This window comes from Citrobacter sp. On2M (assembly GCF_018035235.1).
GTDB lineage: Bacteria > Pseudomonadota > Gammaproteobacteria > Enterobacterales > Enterobacteriaceae > Citrobacter > Citrobacter meridianamericanus.
Map to the genome: position 1 here is coordinate 576115 of NZ_WPCV01000005.1, position 14255 is coordinate 590369.

Sequence of the window (14255 nt, forward strand, 5' to 3'; positions counted from 1 at the left end):
AACAGAGGTAATTAAATCAGTGTGTTGCCCGGCTCCTCCTCAGAGGGTCCAGGAGACAGGACTTCGCGGATACAGCTGAAGTGCGGAAGTGCCCGGATAAAGCCCGCCTGTGTGGTTAGCTGGCTGAGACGTTTTTTCGGGATAAAAGTGGTATTGAGGACCGTTACTGCATGAATAGCCGTCAGAGGATGCACGGTGATATATCCGTTCAGTTCACCTGTTAGATACCAGCAACCATCGAGTGATATCAGGCGGTACGGGGCCAGCCCGTCACAGCGCTCTCCCTCGGCCAGCAGCAGTACCCGCTGGCATGCGGTAATGGCACTGACGAGGCGGTAAAACACCAGCGAGCTGGCCGGTGACACTGACTGTGGGGGCTGCCACACCAGGCAGGGCATCCCTCCTGCGGTGAGCAGCATGCCCGCCAGACGCCGGTCCAGCCCCGGAAAAATATCGGCCAGTCCTGCCCGGTGAGCAAAGGTCAGCGCATCCAGCTCGCCCTGTACGCCTCCACCGGTACTGCGCAGGCGGCATTGCCCCCGTCGATACTCAAGGTCGAGGTACATCAGCCGTTCGCGAAAGTCCCGTCGCAGGGTACGGACTGACACACCAAACTCTGCAGCCAGCCGCGCCATGTTCAGCGTTTCACCTGCAACCAGGCGGCTGATTATCAGTGACAGCCTGACAGCCAGCCGGTCATGACGGCGCTCTGCCTGTGTCATCTTAAATCTCCGTAATAGTTAACTGACTGAATATGAAATGATTCTAAAGAGGGGGGCGGACAGGGTATGGACATGGAATGAACTATTTTTTATCTGCCACCGGAAGCAGGCCCGACGCGGCACATCGTGAAATACGGTGAAAAAACACTCAATTCAGTGGAGGTAAAACGGACAGGGAGTGTCCTTTCCTAACATGCTGATAACATGCTCAGGACTGAAACCCACTCAGCAACGCTTCAGCCATCACCCAGAGAGCCCGGTTGAGCTTCACATCTCCGTCGATACCACGCACGGCGCGGGTATGCGTTCGCCCGCCTTTCGCACTCCGACCACTGAGCCCGCCCTTAATCAGGTTCTCCTGAATACGCTGATATGTGGTCCACAGATCATTGCTCTCATCCTGCCAGCGGCGTGGGGAGAGTATCTGAGGTGCTGTCACCGGCTGGTGGTCCTCACCGAAACGGTACGTCAGTGCAGCCTGTGCCAGAGCCTGTTGTGCAGGTGGCGGCAGCATCAGCGACTGCATGGCATCCCGCTTCTCTTCCACACGGTCAAAAATACCCAGTACTTCATACGCCCCCTCAATCACCTGACTCACGACATCTCCTTTGTGCGCCACACGCACCTCGCCAAACGACTCACCGCAGACAAGCCCGTTCTGGCATACCGCGCGGAATAATCCCGGCAGCATCTGATACGAGCTGGTGCCGTCATGAGAGTTGAGCAGAATGATTTCCGGGACTTGCTTGCCGGTAATTTGCCCCTCCCGACGCAGGCGCAGCATGTGCTTTGTGTGCTCGCGGCGACCTGGGTCACGCACTCTGGTCTGACAGGCAAAGAAGGGCTGAAAGCCTTCGCGCTGCAGACTGTCGAGGAGAGAAATCGTGGGTATATATGTGTACCGTTCACTGCGAGATTCGTGTTTGTCCTCGCTGAAAACACTGGGCACTACACGAAATAGCTCTTCGCGGGTTAACGGACGGTCACGACGGATAAGATTTGATGCACCAAAGCGCGAAGCCAGACGGGTCATAAGCAGACTCCTCATGATGGGAAAATAAAGACAGAAAAGCCCTACCGCTCAATCGCGGCAGGGCTCAGGAACCTACGGGTTAGAAGGGTTAATGTTCAGAAGAAGAAGTTCCAGACTGCACGAGCGACCGATACCACGATGTCGCGTACAGACTGGATGACAGTCCGAACCGGGGACGGTATCAGGGGCATGGAACTTACTGTGTCCAACACCGAGCCGACCGTTTCACCAAAATCGTCAAGGGCTTTTTTATTAATGGCATCGGTACGAAGTGGATCACTAAGCTGTACCGCCACCGGACTACTGGCCTCCCGCGGCAGGCAATGAATCATCCGTTCAGCCATTACCCGCAGCCCCCATTGCAAACGTACCGACACCGCACAGACAGGGTTTACAGGTTGGAACAACTCATGCAGTAGACAGATTTTGCGGCTGATATTTTGTTTCTGCTCTGAAGACAGCTTTTCACCACCGCTGGTGGGTTCAACCTTGTCGGACTGACTGATGACAAACAACACCTTATGCCGGTATGCTTCACCAATCACCTGCCGGTAAAAATGTTCATCCACCGCTAGTGCTCGATCATCGGCCTTAATCAACCACAGCACCAGGTCGAGCCGGGGAAGTTGCTGACGGTAAAGTGCAGCATATTCCGCATCGCGTGAACGACTTTCCCCGACACCGGGTAAATCCACCAGGGTCATCACACGATCTCCCACCTGCAGCCGAAAGCGCAGTGGCTCACGGGTACAGGCCGCCACATCACTAACGGGTGATACCTCACCGGCAAACAGAGCGTTGCACAGACTGGATTTACCTGCACCGGTTTTGCCCATAATGCCTATTACTGGCTCGTAGTCGGTTAACTGGTTTATTTGCTGCAGAATCCGCTCTGATGCCCACTGTGGCAGACCAGAAAGCGATTGCCGAAACGACTTCAAACCTTCAGAATTGTTCATTGCTACTCCTCTGAAAAATAATACAAAAACGGCAGAATCGTGAGATTCTGCCGTTGATCAGGTATGTTCAGAAGAATGATATATATCTGAAAATAATTTGAATTAAGGTAAGCGTTAAGTCACTGCGCCTTTGATCCCGCTCCCTGAGTAGTTAGGTTATCTTGGCTCCCTCCTCCGCAAACCAGATCAGTGGATAAGAGCAAATTGCCCGAGGGGCATTGGGCCGCAAGGTTTTATAGTTCTCATCTGAGAACGGCCGTGTAATGCTTTGAGGAAAGATACTTAGCTACGATTAGCTTATCTGAGCGCGCGAAGCAGCAGACTGATCCAGTGTCTGAGGAACATGTAGTCATCGGCAATATTAGCATGACGATAATGGGCGGCTTAACGTTTATCTTCGAACTTGAATCCGCCTAAAACAAAAAGGAAATGAGATAATGATCCTCAGGGATACGCGAAAAACTTGTCAAGGAGCCAACCAGAATACCCAACTCCAACCAGCAAATGCGATTGTTGAGCAGGCATTGTAGTCATGGGAACTGTATCCTATCAGGTAAAAAAAACGCGGATGCTGCTAGAGCAGCGCCTCGCTATTCCGTCATACCAGCGCCCCTACAAGTGGCAACAAAAACACGTCAATCAACTAATTGATGATGTGTTAACCCACCGAAATAATCAGAGCTACCGCCTTGGGACTGTGGTGTTGCACAGGGATAAATTAAAGCCAGCTTATGCAGGTGAGCTCAATATCGTTGATGGTCAGCAGCGCCTTCTGACCTTAACCTTGCTTTGCTCAGTGCTCGATCAGAGTGGTGAGTTTTCAACGCCCCTGTTGGAACAATCTTTTGCTTCAAGGGTTAGCATCAATAACCTTGAGCACAATGCCAAAGTCATTGAGAACCGCCTTGTGGGACTAAATGATAACGAACGCAAAACACTACTTCACTTCGTGTGTGACAAGTGTGAACTGATCGAAGTGACGCTCGATGATTTGAGCGAAGCCTTTCAGTTTTTCGACTCGCAAAATGCCAGGGGGAAGGCCCTCGCGCCCCATGACTTGCTAAAGGCATACCATTTGCGCGAAATGATGGATGCTACAGAGCAAGCGGAACGACTACACCACGTTAGCCTATGGGAGCAAGGAGTCAGTCCGGATGATGAATCCACTAACCTTCACCTCATTATGGGCGAGTATTTGTTCCGCCTGCGCCGATGGCTGGATGGCGATTATGGCGTGCAGTTCAGCCGCCACAATCTTGAGGTGTTCAAAGGCGTCAACCTTTCCACCTCTGATTACCACTATCTGCAGTCTCTGCTCGCCCTGGATTTTGCGGTTGAGCACTACAATAACGACCCTATCAGGAAGTGGGACAAGCAGAATAAACCTTATCCGTTTCAGGTTAATCAGTTAATAATTAACGGAAAGCGCTTTTTTGAGTATATCCAGCACTACAAATCCCTACATCACACCCTATTTGAAGGTGACAAGGCGCTGCTTGGCAATTTCTTAAAAAAACATACCCGTTACGCTGGCAGTTCACGCAAAGGGGATATGTATATTAAAAATCTCTTTATGTGTGCAGTGATGGCCTATTACGATAAGTTTGGCGATAAAGAATTAATTCAAGCCGCAACAGTCTGTTTTTGTTGGAGTTACTACTTGCGCTTGCAATATCAAAAAATCGGCATGGACAGTGTTGATGGTTATGCGCGTGAGCCCCGAGGACTATTGAGAGTGCTCGATAAAGCGATCCACCCACAACAAGTCCTACGCTTTCAGCCAAAGCGTTGTATAAACATTCGTTTTCAAAATGCCAAACCCGTAGAAGATTCAATCGCTCAGATGCAGGGAGATGTACATGCCACTGAGTAACGATTTAGCCTTGCTGACCATCGAACAGTTATTCAGCGCTAATAGCCATTATGTTATCCCTATTTATCAGCGTAACTACGCCTGGGGCGCGCAGGAGATTGAACAGCTCATTCGGGACATTGCCGATGCTGCTGAAGCCCTTAAAAATGCAGAGCAACAGGAAGACGCGAAATACTATCTGGGCAGCTTGGTGGTATATGTCCGAGATGGCGCTGATAGCGCACACCAAGGCGTAATAGTTTATGAAACGATTGATGGACAGCAAAGGTACACAACGCTGTCGATTTTGCTCGCATACTTAAAAAAAGTTGCTTGCTGCAGCGAACAAGATTTATCCCTGCTTCACCTAAATCTCGACTTTGACAGCCGTCCTAAATCAGCCCGAACGCTAAATAACCTGTTTCAACAGGTTCAGAGCAATGATCCTGAAGAACCCTCAATCCGAGCGGCGTTTACTATTATTGAACGCTACTTTGAGAAAGAGAATATCGACATCAACAACTTTTGCCGATATCTACTCCAGCACGTCACTATTTTGCGGGTTCCGGTGCCAACAGGGACTGATCTCAACCACTACTTTGAGATCATGAATAACCGTGGTGAACAGCTAGAAAAACACGAAGTGTTGAAAGCGAATTTGATGTCAGTTTACAACGCTGATACTGCCGCAAGAAACGGCTTTTCTGCCATATGGGATGCCTGCGCAGATATGAACCGATATGTGCAACTGAGCTTTAGCTCAGAGGCTCGCAAAGCATTATTTGGTGAGCAGTGGTTAGGATTTCCGGCGAGTTTTGAGGTAATAAAATGCGCGGTAGAAACTAATCGTGATACAGACGAAAAGCTGACTATACGGGATATTATCGAAAGACGACGCTTTCATCACACTGGTGACAACGATGAAAAAGCAAAAGAGCAGCGTTTTGATTCGATTATCGATTTCTCCAACTTCCTACTGCATGTACTAAAAGTGACAGTGGATATTGACGTGTCTTTGGACGATAAAAAGCTACTTCAGGCATTTGAAATCATAAAAAATGACCGAAAAAAAATCACTCAGTTTGCTTTTAACTTGCTGAAGTTTAGGGTCTTGTTTGATCGCTATATCATTAAGCGCGATCAGGCTGAGAAGTGGAGCCTGCTGACGCTTGAGTACTATGCCAGAGACAGGAGTTCGAGCTTCAGCTATAACAACTCTTTCGATCAAGATGAACTGTCTGGTGTAAATAAACAACTAGCGATGATTTTGTCGATGTTCCATGTCTCCCACCCTGCCTATGTTTACAAGCGATGGCTCAATCGCTCGCTGGCCATTTTGAATACCCTGACTTCGGACCAACTTAGTGTTGACGGAGCTGCTTACCTCAGGGAACTTGAACAACTCAGCCACGAGTTCCTGTCAGAGATTTGTGGTGAAACGGAACAATTCAATGTCGAAGCTCTGCATCGTGGTACCAGTGTGCAGAACTTTGTGTTCAATTTACTCGATTATCGTTTGTGGCGTAATCTTAATGCTGGCCAATCATTTGATGGTAAAGGGCTTAATAATCCCGAGATTAAGAAGCATTTTGACGGTTTCCAGTTTTCACCGAGCCGAACATCGGTTGAGCACTACTTTCCTCAAACAGATCCCTCTGGCGCAAACAAAATGGGGGATGATGTCCATCGTTTCGGTAACCTCTGCCTGATCTCACCAAGCAGTAACTCGAGACTTAGTAATTATTCACCAGCAGACAAGAAAAAATTCTACGTCGAAACAGAACGAGCAGAGAGTCTAAAACAAGCCATCATGATGAGCTATAAGGAGTGGGGTCCGGATGGGCAAGGCATCAACAACATAGAAAGCCATGAACACGCGATGTTGACATTGCTCAAAGAGCATCGAGATATGACCTTACCAACCAGGAAATAATGCGTGCAACTGTGTTTTATAATATCAAGTGTGATTACAATCGCTGGCGGTGCCATAGTGCCGTTGGCAGTCTCAGCTCTGAACTATTTGAAAACCAAAACCTTGATTAAGGCTGTGCCTACCTTACGTCAATTGGGACAGTATGTTATATAACCAAATTAGACGTCAGGGTTCCAATATTTGTGGAATCCTGAAAAGCTTGATACCTGCGATCGAGAATGGCTGTGAAGTATTTAGATCACTGGTGATGATGCAGTGATCCGATTGGACTGTGTCATAACATCTCCTTAATTTTCGCAAAATTGTCACGGATATCTAAATGGAGTCGAACGATTCAGGCGGGGTAGCCGCCAAGCACGGTTTCTTATTTCAGGACTGCGTAGCCGCTTACCATGTCACCCGAATGCTTCGTGACAAGACTATCCGCAGTGTACGCTGCGAGGTCACAGACGATATCGACATTGTATCTGATAGATACATCGACTTCGTTCAGGTAAAAAGCACGGGCAAAACACGTTGGAACGTTTCGGACATCGTTCAGAATTCAAAAGGTGCTGATAAAAAGACGATCCCCTGCAGTTCAATTTTGCACAAATCAATGCAGTGTGAGTCTGACCTGTCCCTTGGACGTAGGTACTCCATCGTCACAGAGGAAAAGGTCAACAAAACCCTTGAGTATCTGACGATCAACCCAAACGCCCGACTAGATAAGCCAGGTAGACAGGAACTCATCGATGATCTCAACAAACGCACAAACAATTATTTAACAGACTCAGGTATAAGCGTTTCAGATTGGATCGATGCGGCTACATGGGAAGTGTTTTCATCCCTGCGAGAACTGGAACTTCTAGGGATCAAAAACATACGACTGGCCTCCCAAGATCTACATGGGGTCATTCTCAGTTCCGAAACCGTTGCCGAAGAAATTTGGTGCCGAATCCTTGATACTGTGACGCGCAAGGGCGAGCATTCTCGACGCATTAACAGTGTGGATGACAAGTCCTACTTACGACCAGAACTACTTGAGTGGTTCAAGCAGCGTGTCGAAGATGACCAGTCTCGGTCAGGTCGCAAAATCTACGTCAAACGGGACTTACCCCACATCCTTACGCCATTTAGAGCACCTCTGGCTTCGGTCTGTGCTAAGCGTAAAGGCCAGGTTCTACATCAGCAGTACTCGCTTAAGAAATACCGCTACAAGTACATCGCGGATAACGTCTGCCAATGGTTGGATGAGGTATTTCTCCGACCAAAAGAAATGTCTGATATTCATAAACTGACACTCATTGAAAAGCGAGAACGACTAAAGAATTCAGTCTTCAAATCGCTCAATGACGTCAGCGAATTCTTGGGTCGAGTGTTGTTGCATGCAACGATCCGGCAGCACCACCAAAGCCAGCCTATCCCTTGCATGCTATACGTGGAAAAAGCAGGGGCCGAAAAAATTCTTGAAAACGTGCATATCGTTCGCCGCGATCCAGAAGGCGATCAGCTTTGGATTGGCTTCAGCGAGTTGGTGACTGATATTGACATTGCCGTCAGACTGCCGGAGTTACGGGATCGGTTGTACGAGGACATTTCGGATTGCATCGACACAGCACGCAGAAAGATCCTCGACATTAAAGACGATAACTACCTGCTTCGCCACGACATTGACGAAATTCTTGATGGCAGCCAACCTTTCGATGCTCACCTCGATCGTTTCACGTTTGTTCTGTTCGTGGGCTACGACTCCAGGCTGCTAACGGAGCCTGAAACGCCGGGGTTCGAGGGTGACCTAGAGAAGGAAACGACGGCGCTATTCGAAAAATTCGCGGCTGACCTTATCGAGGATTCGCCGTTTGCGAATCTTTGCATCCACGTATTCATTTATCCAGCCCCGAGTCTTGAGCGGTTAACCCAATTAGTTGATGAGAAGGTGAGAGAGGTCGTATGACAGAGATCTATGAACAGGCGAAACATAGCCTGCAGGGTGAGGACTTCTCATCGTTCAATTATCTGTTTGCGGTTAACAAGCTGTTGTCTAACCCTGTTTCGTATGACTTGGGACGGGATTTGATCGTGCGAGCTCTCGATTCGCGCGAGCGGTTTTCCGAGCACACCACAATTTTGAAAAATATGGTGAGAAAATCAGGTTTGTTCCCGTATCTCAAAAAGGAGTTCACCAGCCTGACACCGGATGACCTGAGGGTGCTTGAGCTATACCGGACGCCATTCTCGGATGGTTATGTTTTCCACTCAATGCAGTTCCACATATTCGATCTGCTCAAGTCTGGTCAAAACGTGGTGCTGAGTGCACCTACAAGCATGGGCAAAAGCGCAATCGTCGATTCATTGCTCGGCATGGGAACTTTGAAACGGCTTGTTCTGGTTGTTCCAACCGTGGCTCTTGCCGACGAAACCCGTCGCCGACTGCAAGAGCGATTCGGTGACCGATATCAGATCATCCACCACAGTTCCCAAGTGTGCCATTCCGATCAGGCTGTTTACGTGTTAACTCAGGAGAGAGTGAACGAGCGTGACGACATCGTCGACATTGACCTCTTCGTCATTGACGAGTTTTACAAGTTGGCGTTCCGACAACTGAAAAGCGGGGACATTGATCATCAAGACGAACGAGTCATTGAGCTCAACATTGCGTTAAGCAAACTGCTTAAGGTCTCCAGGCAGTTTTACCTGACGGGACCGTTCGTTAACAGCATTCGCGGTCTCGAAAGACTTGGGTATCCGCATACTTTCGTTTCTACCGACTTCAATACAGTGGCGCTAGATGTTAAGACGTTCGGCATCAAAGCGAATGACGACAAAACCAAGCTCAAAGCGCTGGGGGAAATCGCGCACGCATGCGTCGACGCAACGATCATTTATTGCAAGTCACCAACTGTTGCGGGCCTGGTGGCGCGCGAGTTGATCAGGCTTGGGCATGGCACTCCGACTGAGAATCCCCATGTCGACTGGGTCAGCGAAGAGTTCGATGCCGACTGGGATTACACAGTCGCCCTTAGAAACGGTATTGGCTTGCATTTTGGCGCGCTACCGAGGGCACTGCAGCAATACACTGCCGACCAATTCAATGCTGGAAAACTGCGCTTTTTGCTCTGCACCTCCACGATCATTGAAGGAGTCAACACTATCGCTAAGAACGTTGTGATCTACGACAACCGCGATGGAACTCGCAGCATTGACAAATTCACCCATGGGAACATCAAAGGTCGCGCCGGGCGCATGGGCGTTCACTTCGTCGGCAAAATCTTTTGCCTGGAGGAAATCCCGGAAGACAATCTCAATCAAGAGGTGGATATTCCGCTCGGTATTCAGGACATTGATACCCCAATCAACCTGTTAGCCAGCGTTCAACCAGACCACTTGTCCGAGTTTTCACAGGATCGCTTTGATGAGGTTTTCATAAACGACCGTGTTTCCATCGACCTTGTGAAGAAGCATTCGTACTTCCGTGTCGAGCAGTTCGAAATGCTGCAAAGCATGTTCGAGATGATGGACGATAACGAATTTTCCTCGTTAGTGTTTCACTGGACTCCCGCGACAAACTTCCTCAAGACCTTTGCAAATATCATTGCCAAACTGGTTCCCCATACGTTCAGTCGCAATGGGGTCCCTGTTAAGCCTACGGATGTCATGATCGCAAAACTTGCCGGCTATTTAAGTGCTGAAAGTTATTCGGAATATCTGAAAAATCAGATCGATTATGCACGACAGTGGGTTTCTGAAGGGGAGAAACATACTCTTTCCATTGCCCTCAACAATGATTTGAAGCTCATCACCAATACCTTCGGTTATACCCTACCTAAGGTGCTCAGCTTGATGGAGGATGTAGTTAAACACCACGTTTTAAAGCGTGGTATACGCAGCAAAGTCGATTACACGCATGTCAAATTGGCGTTCGAAAGCTTCCACCTACCGCCAGGTGTCAATGCCTTGGAAGAGATTGGCATTCCCATTCAGACGTTACACCGACTGGTCGACTTGCTGGAATTTTCTGATCAGGCTGATGTGGATGAGTTGTGCCAGTATCTTCGGGATACTCAGGACATTTGGAGTCGATCGATTGGGTACGTGGATCAGACGTTCATCAGGCGCGCGCTCGGTATTGAACAACATTGATTTAAGTGCGTTTGTGTTCCTTGGTCGGTATAAACCGTTAGTTGCTTACCGTCCTGTTAATAATGGCTTTGACCGAATCTTAGTTCACCTCGCTTGCTATTGAGCTTGCTATTGAGCTTGCTAATTGACGGTAACACAGAGTTTGAAGCTAATTATCATACACCGCATCACGCCGAAAAAACCGTATGGGGGGGATCCGCCCTATGAGAAAATAACTGGTGAGCACATTGTTAAGTTTAAAGATTTTACGCAAAGCAGTTTCCAGGCTGATATTTCGCCTGCTGGCGGACAAACCTCTGCCCACGAAAACCCCCGGCGAAAAACTGCATATTCTTCTGCTTCGCTGGGACGCAAAATTGGGCGACTCCATCGTATCTTCTTTCTTTTTTCGCGAATCACGTAAGCTCAATGCACGATTGACTGTACTTACGGTTAACGAGTTAGCTGAAATACATACCAACACCTTCGGTGTGGATGAAGTCATCGTTACGAATCCGCATCCAGGGCTTGGTGAACTACGCAGATTGGTGAACCAACTAAGTAATGTCGATGTCGTTGTTCATCTGGTTGGACGACTGCAACCTGCCGAAATCGTTTTTATGCGGTTACTCCGCCCGGCGAGTCTCTATTCCCTTGATGATTCACTGCGCTGTGTGAATCGTAAAATGGGTTTTGCTGCAAACACGCTCAATATCGTGGAGCAGTACAAATATATTCTGCAGGATCTGGGCGCGAAAGTGATCGACACCCAGTACATTGTGCCGTTGCCTGCCGAGCTCCCGCCTGCGGCACTTTCCCCCCAAATACTTTTTAATCCTTATGCCAGCCGAAGAGACAAGGGGCTATCCCCTTCCCGTGCAACCGCAGCTCTACAAGCTATCACCGACGAGTTTCCCGGCTATTCCGTGGGAATTCTTTGCAGCCCTTCAACGCTGCACAGCGCACAGCATCTGGAAAACGCAGTTGCACGCGATAATGTGGCAGTCTTGCACGACGGGCTAACGCCCGAAAAGGTTGCAGGCTATATTCGCCGCGCGCAGGCAGTTGTTAGTGTGGATACTGCCATTGTGCATATGGCTGTTGGCCTAAAAGCGAAGCTGGTGGCGATCTACCCGTTGATTACAGGTCAACACAACCCATGGCTGCCGCCTCGCTCACCTTTTACACAGGTGATCTACAGCGAGCAACAGCCAGACACACTCCGTCGTACGGGCAAAAAAAATATGGATGCTTTTTCGCTAACGTCATTAATAAACGCATTGCAGACTCTCTTAACACTGCCAGCAGAAGCGAAAAAAAGCATCTCGCTTAACGCCAGAGTCATCCCCGGGCTAGGGGTAGCAACGGGTACGCTGGCGCGACAACTGCCCTTAATCTGTGAAAAATTTCCTGAAGTTGCAGGCTGTTATGCCGGCACGATCAACCTTGAATTCAGCGTTCCTGTCGCAGTCGTGCGCCCTGATCACCGTACCGCGCCGCTGGCCTGGACTCCCAGTGGACGCACCACCGAGATATTCGATCTACTGCGCATTGAACTTGAATTCAGCCATTTAACTGAACGCATCCCCGGATGGCTGTATATTGCCCACAGCTCGCCACACCGCCGGACGCCGACCATTCACGAAGCAATCGCGCCGCGCATTAACCTCAATGGCGCCACGCACTGTCGACTCCACTTACCCGCTGAGGCTATCGTACTGGGCGAAAGCGGTACTCAGGCAACAGAAGCTATCAATTTGTCACTTTCATCAACCCAGTAATCCGCATTCGCCTCAATATGCAAAAACAGTTTTGCCAGCAGCGAGCCACCCGCCAGGAATTCAGCCACGGTTTCTCTCCGGGCTTCTGTACGCCGGAAATAGGTGTTGTAAAGTTTGAGAATGGCCACGTCGTTAATCAAAAATGCCCCGACGGCAATATCGGTGCGACGCATCACCTCGCAACCAGCAAAGTTGTAAAGAGGGCGGTATCCGGGATCGATGACCTCCCCGCCAATCGGGATGGCAGCATCGGCAGCCTGGGCAATGATATTTTTGATTCTCCCAGGATTACCCCAAGCGTGATTCTCGCTCTCAAGCCCTATAGCTAAGGCTTGCGCAAGTATGGGGTTTCCCGGCAGGGACGCGAAAATACACTCGCTATGCCAGTGCAATTTATGGCTCAGCCCTGTCGGAAATAACTCAACACTCGGATCTCTAAACAGCAACGTATCCGCATCCAACCATGCCCCGCCCCAGCGATGCACAAACGCCATGCGAATGAAATCGCTCTTCGCCACAATAGCTTCAATGCCGTCCGCCAGCGAAAAGCTCAGCGGTTCAAAAGCCCAAGCTTTATTCATGATGTCAGCATCGATGTGCTCGCTTACCGTTCGCGGCGTAAGCAGAAGAAAACGATCGCCCAGAGCTCTGCGCATAGAAACCAGTGCCAGGGCAACATAAGCTGGCATGGTCTGACCCGGTGCGTTTTCCCAGTAACTGACGTAATGGGTAGTGTCGGACGTCATTTCACCAGCACCTTACCTTTCGCACACAACAGCCCATTTTGCATCAGATATGTTCTGAGCATCACCAGTGATGGCGCGCATGTAGGCTGAGCCAAAAACTCATTATTTAACGCTGATTTATACAGATTAAGCCAGGTCAGCACCGGCACATTTGGCAGGAAAGCCGGTAAACTATCCCGGTTGTCTTCGCCAAATAACAGACGCAACGCACGCAGAATGGGCTGATAGCCCGGAGCAGAGAGCAGTTGCGCGACGTTTTCATCCAAATGCTGCTTTACGCTCACGCTGTTCAGCCGATCCTCCACCGACGCATCAGTTAATGCCACCCGGGGATCTAGCGCCACTGGGTAAATGGCACGAAATGACCGGGCGCCGTTACACAGCGATTCATACAACACTTTGTCCGCCGTTGCCCCAGTCACCAGCACGTCATCTCCGAAAATGACATGCACGCCGCTCCAGCGGTAAAAATTCTCCGCTGGAATCACATGATCCTGCACAAGATTGACCCGATCGCGCTCGGCCTGGCTGAGGCTGGCATAATTTTCACACGGCGGCGCAATCCTGGGCAGTTTAACGTTGATAATGGTGGGCAATCCTTTATGCGCCAACGTGAGATTAATTTCCTCAACCACGATATCGTAGAGCACATTGGCCGTGGAAGGCACATTACGCCAGCCCGTGGTCATCATCACAACACTCTCTCCCTCCTCTTTGGCCTTGCAAAACAACCCTGACCATGAAGAGGAGGTGTCATCCAGTTCTGCGGCAAGATAGTCGATAACGCACCGTGCCAGATAGCGTATCTCGCTCACTCCGCCATATTTCGCACGGCTATAAATGCCCGCCAATGTTGTAGCGTCAGCACCAGTGCGCATATCGCAAAATGATCCAGTCGCATTCGGCGTCAGATAATACAGCGCCTTACCACCAAAAATAGCGACGTAATCGGACATGTCGATCAAACCGCGCGCCAGCAAATCGGTCGCGAACGCGCGAAAACCGGATTTAACATCCTGCGCATTGATCTGTGCACTGGCCTGGCGAAACATTGCCAACTGGGTTGCGAGCGGTTCGTTGTGCAACGTGTTCCACGCAAGTGAATGCGGAGTTTTTAGTCCATTCATG

The 14255-nt window shown here is 49.6% G+C and carries 10 protein-coding genes and 1 pseudogene; 6 read left to right on the forward strand and 5 right to left on the reverse strand.

The window, feature by feature from the left end; all coding sequences use genetic code 11:
- Positions 1–11: 11 nt before the first annotated feature.
- From On2M_RS20715 to On2M_RS20725, 3 genes are all read right to left on the reverse strand, one after another.
- Positions 12–722 (reverse strand): DeoR family transcriptional regulator, encoded by a 711-nt coding sequence (locus tag On2M_RS20715; RefSeq protein ID WP_210905392.1) that lies wholly within the window; start codon positions 720–722, stop codon positions 12–14.
- A gap of 208 nt (positions 723–930) precedes the next feature.
- A complete protein-coding gene (locus tag On2M_RS20720; RefSeq protein WP_210905393.1) occupies positions 931–1755 on the reverse strand; it encodes a DUF932 domain-containing protein in 825 nt (274 codons plus the stop codon).
- A 95-nt stretch (positions 1756–1850) separates the two neighbouring features.
- The gene (locus On2M_RS20725; RefSeq protein WP_181553985.1) at positions 1851–2714 is read right to left on the reverse strand and encodes a GTPase family protein; all 864 of its coding nucleotides are present in this window, start codon (positions 2712–2714) and stop codon (positions 1851–1853) included.
- A 532-nt stretch (positions 2715–3246) separates the two neighbouring features.
- On the opposite strand from On2M_RS20725, the gene On2M_RS20730 reads away from it, so the two are divergent.
- The 6 genes and pseudogenes from On2M_RS20730 to On2M_RS20755 all read left to right on the forward strand — a co-directional run bounded on the left by On2M_RS20730 (position 3247) and on the right by On2M_RS20755 (position 12381).
- Positions 3247–4587 (forward strand): DUF262 domain-containing protein, encoded by a 1341-nt coding sequence (locus On2M_RS20730; RefSeq protein ID WP_210905394.1) that lies wholly within the window; start codon positions 3247–3249, stop codon positions 4585–4587.
- Positions 4574–6499 carry a DUF262 domain-containing protein gene (locus On2M_RS20735; protein ID WP_210905395.1) on the forward strand — a complete coding sequence of 642 codons (1926 nt, stop codon included), beginning with the start codon at positions 4574–4576 and terminating at the stop codon, positions 6497–6499. The genes On2M_RS20730 and On2M_RS20735 overlap by 14 nt, the downstream gene beginning before the upstream one ends.
- Positions 6487–6609, forward strand: a pseudogene (locus tag On2M_RS20740) (IS3 family transposase); the annotation flags it as partial. The gene On2M_RS20735 and the pseudogene On2M_RS20740, both read left to right, overlap by 13 nt.
- A 209-nt stretch (positions 6610–6818) precedes the next feature.
- On the forward strand, positions 6819–8435 hold the full coding sequence (gene abpA / locus On2M_RS20745) for a dsDNA nuclease domain-containing protein (protein ID WP_210905396.1): 1617 nt from the start codon (positions 6819–6821) through the stop codon (positions 8433–8435).
- Entirely contained in the window at positions 8432–10621 is a 2190-nt protein-coding gene (locus On2M_RS20750; protein ID WP_210905397.1) for a DEAD/DEAH box helicase, read from the forward strand. The genes abpA and On2M_RS20750 overlap by 4 nt, the downstream gene beginning before the upstream one ends.
- A 218-nt stretch (positions 10622–10839) precedes the next feature.
- Entirely contained in the window at positions 10840–12381 is a 1542-nt protein-coding gene (locus On2M_RS20755; protein WP_348772789.1) for a glycosyltransferase family 9 protein, read from the forward strand.
- Here the strand turns inward: On2M_RS20755 and On2M_RS20760 are convergent.
- Entirely contained in the window at positions 12336–13127 is a 792-nt protein-coding gene (locus On2M_RS20760) for a hypothetical protein (protein ID WP_210905398.1), read from the reverse strand. The two genes, On2M_RS20755 and On2M_RS20760, sit on opposite strands and share 46 nt — an antisense overlap.
- Positions 13124–14254, reverse strand: coding sequence for a hypothetical protein (locus tag On2M_RS20765; RefSeq protein WP_048225612.1), 1131 nt, complete (start codon positions 14252–14254; stop codon positions 13124–13126). Before On2M_RS20765 ends, On2M_RS20760 begins: the two co-directional genes overlap by 4 nt.
- Position 14255 lies beyond the last annotated feature (1 nt).